Origin of the sequence: Hyunsoonleella aquatilis, assembly GCF_014270105.1 — a bacterium.
Taxonomy (GTDB): Bacteria; Bacteroidota; Bacteroidia; order Flavobacteriales; family Flavobacteriaceae; genus Jejuia; species Jejuia aquatilis.
The window spans coordinates 138,101-156,612 of the sequence record NZ_JACNMF010000001.1 but is presented as its reverse complement, the minus strand read 5'-3'; the positions used below and the strand labels follow the sequence as shown (position 1 = coordinate 156,612).

The 18,512-nt window shown below is 40.1% G+C and carries 11 protein-coding genes; 1 reads left to right on the top strand and 10 read right to left on the bottom strand.

The window, feature by feature from the left end; translation table 11 throughout:
• The first annotated feature begins 157 nt into the window (after nt 1-157).
• Nucleotides 158-1,195: a LacI family DNA-binding transcriptional regulator gene (locus H7U19_RS00605; RefSeq protein WP_186557902.1), complete on the top strand. Its 1,038-nt coding sequence runs from the start codon at nt 158-160 to the stop codon at nt 1,193-1,195.
• Here the strand turns inward: H7U19_RS00605 and queG are convergent.
• The 10 genes from queG to H7U19_RS00555 all read right to left on the bottom strand — a co-directional run bounded on the left by queG (nt 1,192) and on the right by H7U19_RS00555 (nt 18,512).
• On the bottom strand, nt 1,192-2,088 hold the full coding sequence (queG, locus tag H7U19_RS00600) for a tRNA epoxyqueuosine(34) reductase QueG (protein ID WP_186557901.1): 897 nt from the start codon (nt 2,086-2,088) through the stop codon (nt 1,192-1,194). The genes H7U19_RS00605 and queG overlap by 4 nt on opposite strands.
• A gap of 76 nt (nt 2,089-2,164) precedes the next feature.
• Nucleotides 2,165-3,505 carry a cytochrome-c peroxidase gene (locus H7U19_RS00595; RefSeq protein ID WP_186557900.1) on the bottom strand — a complete coding sequence of 447 codons (1,341 nt, stop codon included), beginning with the start codon at nt 3,503-3,505 and terminating at the stop codon, nt 2,165-2,167.
• 130 nt (nt 3,506-3,635) lie between these two features.
• Nucleotides 3,636-4,985: a cytochrome P450 gene (locus H7U19_RS00590; RefSeq protein WP_186557899.1), complete on the bottom strand. Its 1,350-nt coding sequence runs from the start codon at nt 4,983-4,985 to the stop codon at nt 3,636-3,638.
• A 71-nt stretch (nt 4,986-5,056) separates the two neighbouring features.
• Nucleotides 5,057-6,079, bottom strand: coding sequence for a Holliday junction branch migration DNA helicase RuvB (ruvB, locus tag H7U19_RS00585; RefSeq protein WP_186557898.1), 1,023 nt, complete (start codon nt 6,077-6,079; stop codon nt 5,057-5,059).
• A 319-nt stretch (nt 6,080-6,398) separates the two neighbouring features.
• Nucleotides 6,399-8,288: an OmpA family protein gene (locus tag H7U19_RS00580; RefSeq protein ID WP_186557897.1), complete on the bottom strand. Its 1,890-nt coding sequence runs from the start codon at nt 8,286-8,288 to the stop codon at nt 6,399-6,401.
• 18 nt (nt 8,289-8,306) lie between these two features.
• Nucleotides 8,307-9,263: a PorP/SprF family type IX secretion system membrane protein gene (locus H7U19_RS00575; protein ID WP_186557896.1), complete on the bottom strand. Its 957-nt coding sequence runs from the start codon at nt 9,261-9,263 to the stop codon at nt 8,307-8,309.
• A gap of 28 nt (nt 9,264-9,291) precedes the next feature.
• A complete protein-coding gene (locus H7U19_RS00570) occupies nt 9,292-13,986 on the bottom strand; it encodes a T9SS type B sorting domain-containing protein (RefSeq protein ID WP_186557895.1) in 4,695 nt (1,564 codons plus the stop codon).
• A 231-nt stretch (nt 13,987-14,217) separates the two neighbouring features.
• Complete coding sequence (locus tag H7U19_RS00565) at nt 14,218-16,008, bottom strand: cytochrome c oxidase subunit I (protein ID WP_186557894.1); 1,791 nt, start codon at nt 16,006-16,008, stop codon at nt 14,218-14,220.
• Between the two features lie 26 nt (nt 16,009-16,034).
• The gene (locus tag H7U19_RS00560; protein WP_186557893.1) at nt 16,035-17,108 is read right to left on the bottom strand and encodes a cytochrome c oxidase subunit II; all 1,074 of its coding nucleotides are present in this window, start codon (nt 17,106-17,108) and stop codon (nt 16,035-16,037) included.
• A gap of 30 nt (nt 17,109-17,138) precedes the next feature.
• Complete coding sequence (locus tag H7U19_RS00555) at nt 17,139-18,512, bottom strand: quinol:cytochrome C oxidoreductase (protein WP_186557892.1); 1,374 nt, start codon at nt 18,510-18,512, stop codon at nt 17,139-17,141.

Below are 18,512 nucleotides of genomic sequence, written 5' to 3'. Positions count from 1 at the left end.
GTTATTTAACAAATTATTGAGTTGTTATTGGCAAATCTATATTCAATAGCCCTGAAAATTATGATTTTCTCAGCCGAAATCGTTTTCGAAAGTACCGAAATCGTTTTCGATTTGATATTTTTTATATCTTTATTTGCACATACCAAGCTCTTTTTTTATGAAAATTGTTACGCTAAGGGATATTGCAGAACAGCTAAATATTTCTGTTACCACGGTATCAAAAGCACTAAAAGATTATCCCGATGTTAGCAAAAAAACCAAATTGCAGGTTAAAGCGCTTGCCGAAACGCTAAACTATAAGCCCAATGCTTTTGCGGTTAACCTGCGAACCAAAGAATCCAAAACCATTGGATTAATTATTCCGGTAATAGTTCACCATTTCTTTTCCAATGTTATTAAAGGCATTGTGTCCCAAGCTGAGAAAAAAGGGTATTTGGTAATAATTCTGCAATCGGATGAATCCTATGAACTGGAAAAAAAACAAATTGAACTGCTCCTAAGCCAACGTGTTGACGGCATTATTATATCCTTAGCAAATGGAACCGCCAAGTACGATCATTTGAATAAGGTAATGGCTCAGGAAAAACCTCTTGTAATGTTTGACAAAATTGCCAAAATACTACAATGCTCCAAGGTAATAATTGATGACAGAAAGGCGGCTTATACCGCGACACAACATTTGATAGATATTGGGTGCAAGCGTATTGCTCACTTTAGAGGAGCCTTGTTACCCCAAAACTCCATTGATAGATTTTTAGGTTACAAAAAAGCTTTGTTGGACCACAACTTGCCTTACGATCCGTCGCTAGTATATATTTGTGAATGTGGCGACATGAGTTTTGAAGAAGGCAAAAAAAACGCAAAACAATTATTGGAAGACCATAATGATGTTGATGGCATTTTCATAAACACCGACTTGGTGGCCATAGGCGCTATGACTACATTCCAGGAAATGGGAGTGAAAATTCCAGAAGACATTAGCATCGTAGGGTTTAGTAACTGGTTTATGTCGTCGGTAATATCACCAAGCCTAACAACTATTAACCAACCTGGGTTTGAAATGGGCAAAGTAGCCTTTAAACAACTATTTAAGGAAATTAAAGCCCGCAAAAAAGATAAACCATTTGAACCCAAAACTGTTGTTTTAGAAACGGATTTAATCGTAAGGGCATCAACGAAAGAAGTCCGTGTTTAATCCCTTAAAAAATTGATGTTTCGTTTTAACCCTGAGAATTTAGTACGCTTTACGGCCGATTTCCTGAAAACCTTTTGAAACGTTTCTTCGGTAATCTCCTCCCAATCTTTTTTAGACAGGGATAATAATTCCGGATGTGGATTAAATAAGGGCTCATCATGCGCTTTTGAAAACCTGTTCCAAGGACACACGTCTTGACAGACATCACAGCCAAACATCCAATCGTCAAATTTGCCTTTGAATTCAGAAGGAATATTGCCCTTCAATTCAATAGTGAAATAGGAAATGCATTTACTACCATCAACTACATAAGGTTCTGTAATGGCTTCGGTTGGGCAGGCATCAATACAGGCCGTGCAGGTACCACAATGGTCGGTAACAGGGGTGTCATATTCCAATTCCAGATCGATAATGAGTTCGGCCACAAAATAGAATGAACCTACTTGTTGGGTCAATAAATTACTATGCTTCCCAATCCAACCCAAGCCAGATTTTGCAGCCCAAGCTTTATCCAAAACGGGAGCAGAATCCACAAAGGCGCGCCCATGCACTTCTCCGATTTCATCTTGAATAAAATGCAACAGGGATTTGAGTTTATCTTTTATGACGAAATGATAATCCATTCCAAAGGCGTATTTGGACAACTTGTAACTCTCCGGGTTTTGCGTTTCCGAAGGAAAATAATTTAGCAACAGAGACAGCACACTTTTAGAGTCTTCCACCAGTTTTGTAGGGTCGAGGCGCTTGTCAAAATGATTTTCCATATAATGCATTTCACCATGCATCTTTTGGGTCAGCCATTTTTCCAATCGGGGGGCTTCCTCTTCCAAAAATTGTGCTTTGCTAATGCCACAAGACAAAAAACCGAGGCGTTTGGCTTCGGCTTTTATCATTTCAGAATATTTTGATTTGCTCACGTTAGGTTTAAAGCACCTAAATTACGATTTTCATTTGAATGGACTTCCTTTTCTAGATACAACCCATATCCATTGAAGATTGCGTATCCGCATTTGGGAAACAGCTTCCTGTTGGTAAACTTTCAGGTTGATAGCGCTTTAAATTGGCATCGTATAATGCGTTTTCCACAAACGAAGTCAACAGGTCAATTTCATCTTCTGTTAAATTTAAAGGTTGAAATTGTAGCGACAATTTATTTGAAGGCACTTCGTTGTTTTCAGCAACAGCATTGTTTTTATAGCTAATGATGTCCCTGATAGAACTGAAACTACTGCCATGACCAAAGAATCCAGCGTCCATCAAATTATAAAGTTGAGGTGTCTTAAATTTATAATCATCATCAGGGTTGCCGGTGAAACCACCTCTCCCTTTTTTAGTGGCCTCATCCACTTCTGTCATAATATTATTACCTGCCAAGTCCTTCATGCCCAAAGCATGGAATTCCATACCATTAAGCCCCGGCCCTGAATGGCAAGAGTAGCACTGCCCTTTTCCAAAAAAGAGCATCGCGCCTTCGATTTCATCCTCGCTCATAGCAGAGTCATCACCTTTTAACCACTTTTGAAACGGTGCTTCGTTGGCTAAAACTGTTCTTTCGTAAGCTGCAATGGCTAGAGCTCCATTTAATTTTGTATACCGTTCATCTTCTGAAACATTTGGGAAAGCGGCATCGAACAAGGCTTTATAATCTGAATTAATAATAAAGTCTTTTTCAATCATTAATCGGTGTACATCCAAACCTGCGATAGCCTGGGTTTCCACACCTTCAAAACCGAAAGTATTGGCCTCTTTTGGGGTACCTACCGTCCAATTGGCTTCAGTTCCTACATTCATCCCAACGGCGCCAAACTGCCCGTTCCACAACATTACTTTTTGATAGGCTGTATTTAAAACACTCGGGCTTTTGATAGGCTGAATGTCCAAATCGTCTTCAATATAATTCGGGGATTTGTGGCGTCCTTCTCCGTGAGTTCCAAAGCCAATACCGCCTTCGCCTATACCTTGTTGTATCCCACTTTGGAACCCTGCAGCCGCATGATGACAACTGGCGCAGGAATAGGTATTCATCCCTTCCTCCATGTTAGGGTTTTTACCTAATGCCGTTTCGTGGAACAACAACTGACCAAGCACAACTTTAGCATTGGTGATGCTATTGTTTGCATCGTTGGGAATGGCACTAAAGTCATTGGATGCTGGTAAAATCAATGCGGTTTTTGACCCAGCCGTTACTTCAATTTGTTGTTCTAATAGGGTTTGAATCGGAGTTTCTACATAGTCATCGTTATCCGTCGCACAGGAATTTAAAATGAATGCAGACACCAATAAAATACTGAAAGTCTTTGGGGTATTCATAAGTACTAATTTGGGGTTATTTAGTACTACAAAGCTAAATCCCCCCGTCAAAAACCTTACAATAATTTGTTGAACCGCCTAAAAATTAGTTGAGTAACTTAAGTTTCGACGAAGTGCTAGTACTGCTCTATCAACTCCCTTCAGGTTTTCTCCTTTTTGTGAATTTCAGGTTCACATTGACTGGTTTTAAGGTAATTAACGGGTTGGTTTCTATCCTATCAGTATCTGTTTCAATATGAAATCTGTTTAAAATGGCATTCAAAGTCAGCATCATTTCATACATCGCAAAGTTGTTGCCAATACACAATCTTGGCCCTGCTCCAAAGGGCATGTAATAGGGTAGAATTGCTTTTCGATTTTCCTCGAAAAACCGTTCAGGTTTGAACTGATCGGGTTGTTTCCAATATTTTTTATTTCGGTGCAGTTCGTAAATTGATGTGCCAATGATGGTGCCTTTTTTCAATTTGTAGCTTCCGATATTGTCATCTTGTATGTTCATCCTATCGGTAATCCAGGCCGGAGGATACAACCGTAAACTCTCTTCAATGCTGCATTTTGTATAATTAAGCTTTGATAACCGTTGAAGTGGCGACACATTGTTTTGGTTTACTGCACGGGTTTCATCCGAAACCTGTCGCAGTTCCTTTTGATTTACTGCCAAAAGTTTTAAGGTGAAAGTCAGTGCATTTGCCGTGGTTTCATGACCCGCTACAAACAAAATCAGTATTTCATCAATCAACTGGTCATTGGTCATTTTGGAACCGTCTTCATATTCAGCATTTAATAGCATGTCCAACAAATCGTCATGGGTTTCTTTGGATTGTCTTCTCAGCTCAATAATTTCAAGAATAATGGCTCTGCTTTCCTTTACCAGTTTCATGTGGTAGCGCACTTGACCGCTCAATACATACCATACTTTTTGATAGGGTAATCTTAATTCTTTGATTATAAACAATTGCAATTTTTCGATGATGAACTGTAGTCGTTTTAATGTTTGCTTTTCAGCTGAAAAATTAAAGAGGGATTTGGCCACTACCTCAAAGGCTAATTCATTCATTAGTGGATAGAGTTCAACCATTTTATCCGAAGGAATGGACGCTACTTGTTCTTCGATAGCGTCGTTAATAATGCCCACTAGGTTATTAATTTTTTCCTTGTGAAAGGCAGGTTGTATCAAACGGCGTTGCTTCAACCAATAGTCCCCGCTGGAGGTGAGCAGTCCATAGCCCACGTATTTTGACAAATACCGGGTTTGAATTTTAGACTTATGGTAAACTTTATGATTTTTTTGAAGGATGTGCTTAGCCATTTCAGCATCCCTCGTTAAAATGATATGGCCATAAAAAGGGGATTTCAGGGAAAAGGTATCACCCACGTCATCAAACCATTTGCGATGATATGGCAATGGATTTTTGGCAATATGGGTTGATTTTAAAAGAAATTTTAAAAATGAAATCTTATTTGGATAGTAGTATTTCATTATCTATCTAATGAGACACTGAAACAGCACTTCGACTGCGCTCAGTGTGACAATTTGGGATGACATAAATGTCAAAACAACCCACCTTGAATATTGCCCTTAATCTTTCCTAAATGTTTATAGGCTTGTTCCGTAACTTCACGACCACGCGGGGTACGCATGATAAATCCCTGTTGAATCAAAAAAGGTTCGTACACCTCCTCAATGGTTTCTGGGCTTTCGCTGACCGCAGTAGCAATTGTGGTAATCCCCACTGGGCCACCTTTAAATTTATCGATGATTGTTGATAGGATTTTGTTATCCATTTCATCCAGACCGTGAGTATCCACATTTAAAGCTTCCAAAGCAAACTTTGCAATTTTTATATCAATATTGCCATCGCCTTTTATCTGGGCAAAATCCCGTACGCGACGCAACAAAGCGTTAGCTATACGTGGGGTTCCTCGGCTTCTACCTGCTATTTCTATGGCCGCCTCCATGGAAATGGGAACTTTCAAAATTGATGCACTGCGCTGTACAATGGTGGTCAATAAATCAGTTTTATAATACTGCAACCTGCTTTGAATACCGAAACGTGCACGCATAGGGGAAGTCAATAATCCCGAACGTGTTGTTGCACCTACCAAGGTGAAGGGACTTAAATTAATTTGAACGGTTCGGGCGTTTGGCCCCGTTTCTATCATAATATCAATCTTGTAGTCCTCCATGGCGGAATAGAGATACTCCTCAACAATGGGGCTTAGCCGATGGATTTCATCTATAAATAAAACATCGCGCTCTTCTAAATTGGTCAATAAACCTGCTAGATCTCCCGGTTTATCAAGTACCGGCCCTGAGGTGACCTTAATGCCTACCTCCAATTCATTCGCCAAAATATGTGCTAAAGTCGTTTTGCCCAATCCCGGAGGGCCATGAAACAGCGTATGGTCCAAAGCCTCATCTCTTAAATTGGCCGCCTTTACAAAAATCTGCAGATTTTCGAGTACTTGGTCCTGACCCGTGAAGTCGTCAAAGGCCAAGGGGCGAAGCTTTCTTTCAACATCCAGTTCCTCGGGGGAATAATTTTCGTTTGTGGGATCGAGGTTTTCGTTCATATTTGAGACCCTTCGACTGCGCTCAGGGCGACATTTTGTGTCAACTTAAATAATAGAAAAAAGTGGATTCCGCATCACACTTCGACCACGCTCAGTGGAACAGTGCGGAATGACAAGATACTGTAACAAGTTAAGCACAAGCAAATATAAACAAAAAGCCTTTCAATCCCGACGGTTGTCGTTCAGAAAGGCTTTCAGGCTTCTGGTTGGTATAAAAATGGTTGGTTATTTCATCTGGCCGAATTTATTTTTCAATATAAGTCAGATGTAATTCGTTGTAAACATTTCTCAGTCGATATGATTATTTATTGGATACAACTCATTTCAAAATGGTAAACTCGCAACGTCTATTGATGTCATATTCTTCGTCGGTACAAATGCCTTCTTTTACGCATTTATTAAGTGGTTGCATTTCGCCATAGCCGATACTTTTCAATCGGTCGCGGGCAATGCCTTGGCTTACTAAATACTCTAAAGTTGAGGCCGCTCTGCGTTTGGATAAATCCAAATTGTACTGGTCGGGACCACGGGCATCCGTATGTGCCGACACCTCCACTTCCATGGTTGGGTATTTCTTCATTAAGTCCACCAGCACGTTCAAGGTGGTTGCCGCATCTTCACGAATGTCGGACTTATCAAAATCAAAATAAATTTTGTCTAACTCTACCTTGACCTCATCGGTCTTATTATCTTTCTTTATTCGATCTTCGGCATCCGCAAAAGATTCTAAATTTAGATAAATATTATGCTGTACCTTCCCCTTACTGTCTGTAGAAAACTCAACATCCTGAGGGATGTAAGCTTTTCGAATTCCTCGTACTTTATATTTTTTATTGGGTTCTATTTTGAAAATATAATACGCATCATCTCCAACAATAGTGTCTTGAATTACGGTATCAGATTCATCAAATAAGGTTACCAAAGATCCTGCTAATAACTCCTTACTATTTAAATCTTGCACTATACCTTCAACTTGATATATGGTTTGGGGATTTATTTCTCTTTTAAAACCAAATAATCTGTCGTATCCGGTTCTATTTGATGACACAAACCCTTTGTTATCTTTCTCTCTTACTACATATGCAAAATCATCCAAAGGACTATTAATGGTACTGCCCAGGTTAACCGGTTTATCAAATGCACCGTTTACCAAATTACTCCTAAAGACATCCAATCCGCCATAGCCTAAATGACCGATGGACGAAAAATACAGCACATCGTATTTGCTGATATACGGGAATTGTTCCCTATGTTTTGTATTGATAGTTTCACCTAAATTTTCAGGTTCGCCATAGGTGCCGTCTTCATTTATGGCCACTTTGTAAATATCAAAACTACCAAAGGTTCCGGGCATATCACTGGCGAAATACAACGTTTTTTCGTCATAGCTCAAAGCGGGATGCTCAGTACTGTATGAATTTGAGGTAAATGGCAATGCTGAAACATTCGTCCAAACTCCATCCACCAATTCCGCTTTATAAATTTTGATATGGGCGATCCGGTCTTTGTCCGTTTTCTTTCTGGTTGTATTTGTTCTATTGAAATACATGGTTTTCCCATCCTTGGTGAACACTGCATTACTTTCGTGGGATTCGGTATTAATAGATTCTGAAAAAGGCACTACATTTTCAAGTACATTTTGACTGTTCAACGTACCACTGTACAAATCCAAATAGGGTAAATTATTCCACGAATAGGCAGGATTTTCCGAGTTCCTTGCGGAAGCAAAAGCTACTTTATCTTCGCCATAAAAAGACAATCCAAAATCACTACTTGAATTTAGGTTTTCAATTTGTTTCAATTTGAAGGTATGCGGTGTGGTTTTATCCGTTTCCTCAATGAATGCCAAAGTGTTTATTGGAGCATTGTAATATCTGCTCAAATGCATGTCGGCCTCCTTGTATTGCTCAACACCCTTTAAAGCCTGGGCAAATCGGAAGTGATAGTCTATATCAATAGAATCGCCATACTCCACAAATAATTCCCTGTAGGTTTTAATAGCCTTTTGAAGGCTGGAATTGTAATAGTAACAATCGGCCAAATTTTGTAACACTTCTTGTGAACGTTCTTTGGTTTCGTATATTTCGGCAGCATCCTTATAGGCCCTCATTTCAAAAAGTGTATTCACTCGTTTTAGGTTTTTCTTTTGCGCAAACCCCATTCCGCTAACTAATAAAAGGCTTGCCAATATGTATATAAATTTTTTCATGTTTCCTTGTATTAACTGTTAGAAGAATCGCGGTGAACGGTCGTAACCGCCTTTAAACCCGAAGAGGTCCACATCAAACAAAATGAATATTTCGTGCGATCCCGAATTGAAATCACCTAAATTAGTTGTCGTATAATCATAGGCATATCCGATTCTCAAATCAGGTGTTACTCTGAAGTTTACCAAAGCACTTACGGCATCGCCCAGTCTATAACCCAGACCTGCTTCCAGTTTTTCATGTATGAGCACATTAGCCGTTATATCCAAGGCCAACGGTGCACCTTTTACGGCGCGTCCCATAAATGCCGGTTTTAGTTTGAGATTTTCGTTGATATCGAATACGTATCCTCCAGTGAAAAAGAAATGGACACTTTCCACACCTGTGGCCTTGATGCCGTTTTCATTTTCCAAATGTTTTGTGGACAGCATGTTTGGCGCAGACAGCCCCAAATAATAATTATCCGTGAAAAAGAAGGCCCCGATACCTAAATTGGGAAAAGCGCGATTGACATTTTCATTAAAAGCGTTATCCCCACTCGCAGGACCCGATTGCAATACCAAGCCATCAAAGTTGGCATCGAACATTCTCAGACCTGCTTTCACCCCAAAAGAAATCTTACTTTCAAGACCTACCGGAAGCACATAAGCCACATCGGCAAAAATGTTGTTTTCGTTTACAATATCACCAATATTGTCATTGGTAAAGGAAATACCGGCTTCTATTCTCTCGTTGATAGGGGTATGGGCGAAAAAGGTTCCCGTTCTTGGAGCACCTTCCACTCCTACCCATTGGGTTCGGTAAAGTCCGCCAAGGTTTAAAATACCCTCTTCCGCTGTTGCGTATGCCGGATTGATCACGCTCATATTATACATATATTGTGTAAACTGAGGATCTTGTTGTGCTGTACTTTGCAAGGATAACAATGCTATACTTAACAAAGCAAGGATGTTTTGATATAAATTTAAATGTTTCATCTTTTTAAATTTTGCTTTATTAATTATGTTATCTGCTTAAGTATAAGCGTCCTTGTACTGGTTGTTTTATCCCATCGTTGTAACTGAAGATGTAGAAATACACTCCAACCGGCAAATCACCTTTGAGCGCTACGCGAACTTGATTGGACGTACCATCAAATCGTGGTGTATTCGCATTGCCTCGGTACACGATATTTCCATTTCGATTGTAAATTTCCATTTCGAAATTTGGATACAAAATCGCGAGGTTGTCAATATCGAAAGTGTCGTTCATCCCATCATCATTCGGTGAAAATCCATCCGGTATTCGGATGTCGCCACAGGCAGTGATATCTGGCGTTACTTCCAATCGCACCGAACTTTCGCATCCGGTATTCGGATCAACTAAAACGGCATAATAAGTTGCAAGTCCGAGGGTTGTATCTTCTGAAATTAGATTTCCTCCCGTTGGTGCATCATACCATCTTAGGTTATCCGCATTTGCATCGTATTCTAAAACATTATCTGAAAGCGTTGCTATGGTTGGGCCGTCATTAATACAATAGGTTTCTGAAGTATCGTTCAATGTTGGTGTGGCCATATCATTGATGGTAACGTTCAATTCTACATTCATGGAAGATTCGCAATTGGTTCCGTCAGTTTGTGTTCCAAAGTAATCCTCTCCATCCACTAATGCATCGGAAGCATTAAGTGCTGTGGTAAGGCTTGCATCATCATACCAAGTAATGGTTCCCGTTGCCTGAACACTATTGGTTAAATCCGCTACCGTTGGATTATCCGTCAAACAGAAAGTTGGATTCGGATCCAAGACAGTCAACGGAGGACTATCATTTACCGCCACTGTTACCGTTGCAGAGTTATCCGGCGAGCATGGTGCAATAGCAATAATTGTATAAGTATATACCCCAGGGGCATCGACGGCTGGATCAAAAACTCCGGTACCACTTGCCAGGGCAGGCGACCAAGTGCCGCCAGTTTGGGGATTGCCCAATTCCGTGAATAAATCAATCGGGGCATCAATCATACACAAACCAACGCTGGTACTAGTGCCGGCATTTGGGGCCTGTGTTACTGTAATAGCTATTTCATTGGTAAACGTACCGCAACTATTACTTAACGTATAAGTATAAGTACCGTCCGGATCAACCAAAGGGTCAAAAAGTCCAGTGCCACTATCTAAAGCAGGTGACCATGTACCTCCTGTATCAGCACCTCCCAATAAAGTAAATAAATCCACGGCTCCGTTATTGCTACAAATATCCAACGTAGGGTTTATGGTTGGACCTGCATTTAAAGGTGCTTCGATAGTAATGGTTATGGTTTCGCTATCATCCACACATGGTGCATTCCCGGAAACCAAATAGGTGAATTGATACGTTCCAGGAGTTACTCCGGTAGCATCCAACGAGCTTCCACTAAGGTTTCCAACGCCATCATCGTTTTGCCAAGTACCTCCTGCATCTTCCGATCCGTCCAACCCGGTAAATAAATCAATAGCAGTATTGTCATTACACGCTACAATGCCTGTGCTGTTTGGATCACCCGCATTTGGCGTTTGATAAATATTTACACTAATTGCTGTTCGTACAGAAGATTCGCAGTTAGTTGTGGCATCGGTTTGAGTAGCGTAATAGGTTTGGCCATCTACAAGGTCTGTACTTGCATCTAGTGGCGTACCGCCGACTGCTATGTCATACCATTGAATGTTATTACCCGTAGCGGATAAATCGCCAACAGTCCCCGAATCGCAAAAAGATTGAGGCGTCGGTGCTCCCGGCGGTGGCGAATCATTAATAACGATGCTAACCGTTACATCAACGTCATCACAACTTCCGATGGCATCTACATCATAGGTGAAATTATAAGTACCCGCCATCAATCCGTCAATGGCAACCACATTTCCAGACAATGCGCCCGAAGCGTCATCATCATTCCACGAACCCGTTTGATCTTCATCAGATAACAAATCGAATAAGTTATAGGTTTGGCCAACTGTAATTTCCACTAGGCAAAACTCCACCGGAGTATTTGCAGTTCCAGATTCTGGGGCATCTTCAACTGTAATTGTTACGGTTGAACTGTTTGTACAGCCATTAGCATCGGTAATGGTATATGTGAAGCTATAATTTCCAATGGTAAGTGCCGTTAAATCTACATCGCTTCCCGTTAATGCCCCGGATGCATCATCATCCGTCCAAGTTCCTCCATTATCTTCACCAGACAATTGACCGAACAAATCCAAAGGTGAATTTGAGACTAAATCATTTTCGCAATATGTAGGTGAATCGGGAATACCTGTATTTGGAAGCGGATTTATTATGACCTGTACTGTAACCAAGGGGTCATCACAGCTTCCTATGGCGTCCACATCAAATGTGTAATCATAGGTTCCAGGAATAAGGCTTGATAAGTCTTGGGTATTGGTAGTTGCTGCGCCTGTATTGTCCGTTCCAACATACCATGTTCCCGCTTGATCTTCGTTTTCTAGTAAATCAAAAAGATTATAGCTTGATGGTGCAGAACCTTCACAGTATTCTGGGAAAGTAGCTACTGGGCTTCCTGATTCTGGGGCATCTTCAACCGTAATGGTAACTGATGAGCTATTGGTACAGCCATTCGAATCAGTAATGGTATAATTGAAATTATAACTTCCAATGGTCAATAAAGTTAAATCAACATCACTACCCGTTAGGGCTCCAGAAGTACCATCATCTGTCCAAGTACCACCCGAATCTTCACCTGTTAATTGGCCAAACAAATCCAATGGTGAATTTGAGGCTAAATCGTTTTCACAATATGTTGGTGAATCGGGTATTCCCGTATTTGGAAGCGGGTTAATCGTGATTTGTACCGTCACCAATACGTCATCACAGCTTCCGATAGCGTCCACATCAAAAGTGTAATCATAGGTTCCGGGAATAAAACTCGATAAATCTTGGGTATTGGTAGTTGTTGCTCCTGTATTGTCCGTTCCAATGTACCATGTTCCCGTTTGATCTTCGTTTTCTAGTAAATCAAAAAGATTATAGTTTGACGGTGCTGAACCTTCACAGTATTCAGGAAAAGATGCGACTGGGTTTCCTGATTCGGGGGCGTCTTCTACGGTAATTGAAATCTGCTCCGAATCTGAACAGCTTCCATTATCAATAGTGTAAGTGAATAGATACGGGCTTCCGGCTACGGTAAAGCTAGTAATATCAATCGAATTTGAAATGGTATTGCTTCCTGAATCGGTCCATGTGCCAGAGTTATTATCCTGTGAACCATCCAAGGCATCAAATAAATCAAAAGGGGAATTTGCACTTAAATCATTTTCACAAAAAGTTTGATTTATGGCATTTCCGGCATGAGGGTCCGGAAGTACCACCACCTGTACAGTTGTTGATTCTTCTGGACACGGGTTGGGCAATAGATTTTGAGTATAGGTAAAATTATAAGTGTTAGCCGTAAATCCAGTTAAATCAATAGGTGATGCTACCACCGGATCCGTACTCGAAGTGCCTTGTGTCCATTGTCCATTAGGGTCTTCATTATCCAATAATGTGAACAAATCCAGGTTGGTTGGCACAGTAGATTCACAATATGTTGCCGGATTGGCTAAAGATGGTGTTCCCGAACTCAATGTTTCATATACCGTTATCACCACATTCGCTGTGGCATCTGGACATGCGCCATTTCCTGATACCGTATAAGTAAATGTGTAGATACCCGCAGTGGTTAATGATGAAATGTTCACTGTTCCTAAATGACCATTCGAAGTAGCCAAGGGTCCAGACCACGAACCTGAGGCTTCAGGCGTACCGCCCAATTCATTAAATAAATCGAAGTCGGAGCCTGGTAAACTATCATTACAGTATTCTAAATTTCCGGATGACCCTGCATCCGCTGGATCATCAATATTGACGGTAACCGCCACAGGGTTACTCACACAAAAAATATCGTCAATTTGGATATAATAGGTATTACCGTCCACCAAAGGTGTTGTTAAAGCTAAGGCAGGAGGAATTGGATTTCCAGAACCATCCAAATTGGCATACCAATTAAAGTTGGTAGCGGTGGTTCCCGGATCTAAATTTCCTACCAATGGGTTTGAATCAGAACAAAATTCTTGAGGCGAAACGGGAGTCGGATCAGTTGGGGAACTAAAAACACCTACTTGTGAAAACTCTATTTGGCTTCTACAATTAGAACCATCAATAAAAATTATATAAAGATTTGTCCCTCCAACGGAGAAAATATCTGTTGAATTAGCCTGAATGGTTAACCCTAAATCATAATAAATTTCAACAGATGTAGCACCTGTAGGAAAACTTGGTTGTAACACATCATCGTTATAGTCCTGAACAGTACTGTTTTCGTTGCTACAATAAATTTCATCTAAATTAACCCCTGTAGCATTCACCTGAAAGTCAACGGTAATTGATGGTCGTGTAGCGCAATCACCAGAATCATTGTCTGCATAATAGGTGCCTTCAGGTACAAGTTCGTTTGGGTTAAATGCACTTCCACCAGAAAGCATATCGTACCAAACAATACCATCACCACCATCCGTAGCAAAAGCATTTAAATCGTTAAAGGTAAAACCTGAAGCATCACAAATGGGAGGCGGGTTAGGATCGGTTATTGTGGGGCATTGTGCATACAGGGAAGACGTTGCACCCCATGAGAGAAAGATTAAAAATGCATAATACCATGCATTTCTAGAGGTAGATTTGGTTGTCATGATTGAAATTTTAAAAAATCACAATTAATACTTGAAAATATTGTAAACTCAGGGGATCATATCGAATTCACCCATCTTTATATACATATTTTCCGACTGCAATTTAACTGATTTTTTTGTATTTCATCGATTTTTTTGAAAATTTTTTACATTTCATCGAAAATAAAATGCATTTAAACAGAAAAACCCGCTTAAAAGCGGGCTTCTGTATTGTAAGATTAATTCTAACTGCTAGTGCTGTAACTCTTCCTCTCCGTCCTTTAACGGAATGTTTTGAGGTACGAAGTCTTCATCATGACCTGGCTTACTGTAATCGTAAGCCCAACGGTGTACATGTGGAATCTCACCTTCCCAGTTACCGTGAATATGCTTAATTGGTGCTGTCCATTCAAGTGTAGTCGATTTCCATGGATTTTGAACTGTTTTCTTTCCAAAGAAAATGCTTGCAAAGAAATTGTATAGATACAAAATTTGAACTGCACCACCCACCAAAGCAAATATGGTAATAATCACATTAACATCAGCTAAATCATCAAATAATGGGAAGTTGCTGTTGGTATAATAACGACGCGGTAAACCTGCCATACCAATAAAATGCATTGGGAAGAATACTCCGTAGGCGCAAACCGCGGTTACCCAAAAGTGAATATAACCTAAGTTCTTATTTAACATTCTACCAAACATTTTTGGATACCAGTGGTAAATCCCAGCAAACATCCCGTACAATGCTGAGATACCCATTACCAAGTGGAAGTGTGCCACAACAAAATAAGTATCATGCACATTGATATCCAATGCCGAATCTCCTAAAATAATCCCTGTTAAACCTCCAGTGATAAAGGTTGATACAAAACCAATGGAGAACAGCATTGCGGGGTTCATTTGGAGATTACCCTTCCAGAGGGTGGTAATCCAGTTGAAGGCTTTAACAGCAGAAGGTATCGCAATCAATAAAGTAGTAAATGTAAATACTGAGCCTAAGAATGGATTCATTCCGGAGATAAACATGTGGTGCCCCCATACAATGGTTGAAAGAAATGCAATCGCCAAAATAGAAGCGATCATCGCACGGTAACCAAAAATGGGTTTACGTGAGTTGGATGCCATGATTTCAGAAACCAGACCCATCGCCGGTAATATGACTATATATACTTCTGGATGTCCTAGGAACCAAAACAAATGTTCAAATAATACCGGTGAACCACCTTGATAGTGCAACACTTCCCCTTGAATAAATATATCGGATAAGAAGAAGGACGTACCGAAACTTCTATCCATAATCAACAATAATGCTGCCGACAATAACACCGGGAAAGATATTACACCGATAACGGCAGTAATAAAAAATGCCCAAATCGTCAATGGCAATCTGGTCATTGACATCCCCTTAGTTCTCAAGTTGATTACCGTAACGATATAATTTAACGACCCTAATAATGATGATGCAATAAAGATGGCCATAGACACCAACCATAAGGTCATACCCATTCCCGAGCCACCTTGCGCCAATTCCAGGGCACTCAACGGAGGGTAAATCGTCCAACCTGCAGCGGCCGGTCCAGCCTGTACAAATAGGGATATTACCATCACCACACTAGACAAAAAGAATAACCAATAGGAAACCATATTAAGAAATCCAGAAGCCATATCTCTTGCTCCGATCTGCAATGGAATTAAAAGGTTACTAAATGTTCCACTCAAACCGGCTGTTAATACGAAGAATACCATAATGGTACCATGTATCGTAACCAAGGCCAAATAGATATCAGCATCCATAACACCATCCGGGGCCCATTTACCAAGTAATGCCTCAAAAATCACATTGGGCTGTTCAGGCCAGGCAATCTGCATACGAAACATGAGCGACATCATTACCCCAATAACCCCCATAATAGTACCTGTAATAAGATACTGCTTGGCGATCATCTTATGATCTTGACTAAAAATATATTTAGTAACAAACGTTTCTTTATGATGATGTCCGTGGTCGTCGTGAGCGTGAGTATCTGCGTGTGCTGACATAATCTTATTTCGTTTTTCTTTTTGTATTAGTTAATTAAAGAGTTTTTGAATTCCTTCTGCTCCTTCATCCAAGCGTCATATTCTTCTTGTGTTTCCACCACAATTTTCATTTGCATATTGTAATGCGATTTGCCACATATCTTATTACACAACAACAAATAATCAAATTCATAACGCTCTAAAGCATCCTCGCCTTTAGCTATTAAGGCTTTGCTCTTTTCAGTCCGGATTTCATTGATATGCTGTACCTTATCCTTCATTTGCTGTGTTTCCCGCATTTGCACCGTGGTTTTTGTAGGCGTAAACCCAAACTGGGTAATCATACCTGGCACGCAGTTCATTTGAGCTCTAAAGTGAGGCATATATGCAGAGTGTAAAACATCCTGTGAACGCATTTTGAACAGTACAGGGCGACCTACTGGTAAGTGCAATTCAGTGGTAATCACATCATCCTGAGCATTAGGATCGGATTCATCCAAACCTAAGATGTTAGCACGATCGATATCGATCAAACGCACATTTGCCTTCCCTAAGGTATTGTCTGCACCACCGTATCTGGCTTTCCAGTTGAATTGTTGTGCATATAGTTCAACTACCAACGGATCATCACTTTCATCAACACCCATGATATTGATCCAAGTATTCAAACCGTAAATAATCAAACCTGCCAAAACAATTACAGGAATGATCGTCCAAATAAATTCCAACTTATTATTATCAGCGAAGAATAAAGCCTTCTTCCCTTTTTCACCTTTATATTTATATGCGAAGTAATGCAATAAAAACTGCGTTACCGTCTGCACGAAGAAAATGATCACCATAGAAATCACCATAAGGTTATCAATGGTTGGTCCGTGCTCAGAAGCGGAATTCGACATCAAAGGCAGGTCACCATATTTTACACAACAAACTATGGTAATGATATAAATAAAAGCCAAGAATCCCATCATCAAATAACCATTCAAGGTGTTATCCTTATCGGTAGCAACACCAGCAATAGTGCTTTCTTGTTTAGCTTGTGCTAAATCGAAAATTTTCACCATCTGCCAAATGGCAATTAAAATAAATACTAAAACTATAATTGTTAATAAAGCAGTCATTGTTATCGGTCGTCTTTATTTATATCTTAATTAATAATGAAAATCTTCACTTTCTTTTCTAAATGGATACTGTTTCACCAGCAATGGCGCTTTTGTTAAAGCTGTAAATACCACAAAGATGAACAGACCCGCAAACAGTAATATCGAGCTGATTTCAGGGATACCAATAAACCATCTATCTCCAACAGTTGCTGGCATTATCATATTGAAAACATCAATATAGTGTCCAAATAGGATTACCAAACCAGTCATCACTACGAACCAAGGAATTCGCTTATAGTCCGCATTCATCAACATTAATATTGGGAACACAAAGTTCAACACGACCATACCAAGGAATGGTAACTTGTAATCGTTAAATCTTGAAATGAAATAAGTCACTTCTTCTGGAATGTTAGAATACCAAATCAACATGAATTGTGAGAACCATAGATACGTCCAGAAAATACTCATCGCGAACATAAACTTGGCCACATCGTGCAAATGGTTTTCATTCACAAATTCCAGATATCCTCTAGATTTTAGGTAAATCGAGATCAAAGCAATCACAGTGATACCACTTACAAACATAGAGGCAAAAACATACCATCCAAATAGCGTTGAGAACCAGTGTGGATCAACACTCATAATCCAATCCCAAGACATCATGGATTCCGTATAGATGAAGAATACCAAGAATGCTGCGGAAATACGGAATGATTTCTTGAAGTTGCTTTTATCCTCAGCAGTATCCTGTGCAATTGAAAATTTACGTGAAAAACGACGGTATAAAACCCAACCACTAATAAAGATAATGGCACGGATAATAAAGCCGGTTAAATTTAACCACCCTGATTTTCCTTGAATCAATTTATCATGTGCTACTACATCCGGGTCCATCCAAATGAAAATGCTATTATGTCCAATAAAATGAGATCCAATTGCAATCAATACAACAATTACTGCTCCTGGCAATAGGTATGCCGTTATCCCTTCCATCACCCTAAATAATACAGGGGACCATCCCGCTTGCGATGCAATTTGAATGGCATAAAAGGCCAAACAACCTAAAGCTATCATCATAAAAAAGAAAGCCGCTACGTAAAGGGCTGCCCAAGGTCTGTTATGAATTTGATGTTGCACATGCTCAATATGCTTGGTATGTTCATCCACTTCACTGTGTGCCTTGTCGCCGTGTGAATCAGTGGCATGGGCATCATCAGTATGACTGTCGTGACTCGCTACTGCATGCGCCGCCTCTTCTCCATGTCCGCCACCGTGATGCGCTTCCTCAGCTAGTAAATGCTCAACTTCTTCAAAAGACTTATTGGAGGTCATAAATCCATACCCCACACCTAACAGTCCCAAAATAATCAGGATGAAAGAAAATGTCTTTAATTTATTTGAAAACGTGTAATCTTGCAT

What these genes read in the sequence shown, in the direction of transcription:
- H7U19_RS00560 (WP_186557893.1), bottom strand. Translation starts at nt 17,108, where the DNA reads ATGACTGCTTTATTAACAATTATAGTTTTAGTATTTATTTTAATTGCC.
- queG (WP_186557901.1), bottom strand. Translation starts at nt 2,088, where the DNA reads ATGATAAAAGCCGAAGCCAAACGCCTCGGTTTTTTGTCTTGTGGCATT.
- H7U19_RS00555 (WP_186557892.1), bottom strand. Translation starts at nt 18,512, where the DNA reads ATGCAAGATTACACGTTTTCAAATAAATTAAAGACATTTTCTTTCATC.
- H7U19_RS00605 (WP_186557902.1), top strand. Translation starts at nt 158, where the DNA reads ATGAAAATTGTTACGCTAAGGGATATTGCAGAACAGCTAAATATTTCT.
- H7U19_RS00580 (WP_186557897.1), bottom strand. Translation starts at nt 8,288, where the DNA reads ATGAAAAAATTTATATACATATTGGCAAGCCTTTTATTAGTTAGCGGA.
- H7U19_RS00590 (WP_186557899.1), bottom strand. Translation starts at nt 4,985, where the DNA reads ATGAAATACTACTATCCAAATAAGATTTCATTTTTAAAATTTCTTTTA.
- H7U19_RS00575 (WP_186557896.1), bottom strand. Translation starts at nt 9,263, where the DNA reads ATGAAACATTTAAATTTATATCAAAACATCCTTGCTTTGTTAAGTATA.
- H7U19_RS00595 (WP_186557900.1), bottom strand. Translation starts at nt 3,505, where the DNA reads ATGAATACCCCAAAGACTTTCAGTATTTTATTGGTGTCTGCATTCATT.
- H7U19_RS00565 (WP_186557894.1), bottom strand. Translation starts at nt 16,008, where the DNA reads ATGTCAGCACACGCAGATACTCACGCTCACGACGACCACGGACATCAT.
- H7U19_RS00570 (WP_186557895.1), bottom strand. Translation starts at nt 13,986, where the DNA reads ATGACAACCAAATCTACCTCTAGAAATGCATGGTATTATGCATTTTTA.
- ruvB (WP_186557898.1), bottom strand. Translation starts at nt 6,079, where the DNA reads ATGAACGAAAACCTCGATCCCACAAACGAAAATTATTCCCCCGAGGAA.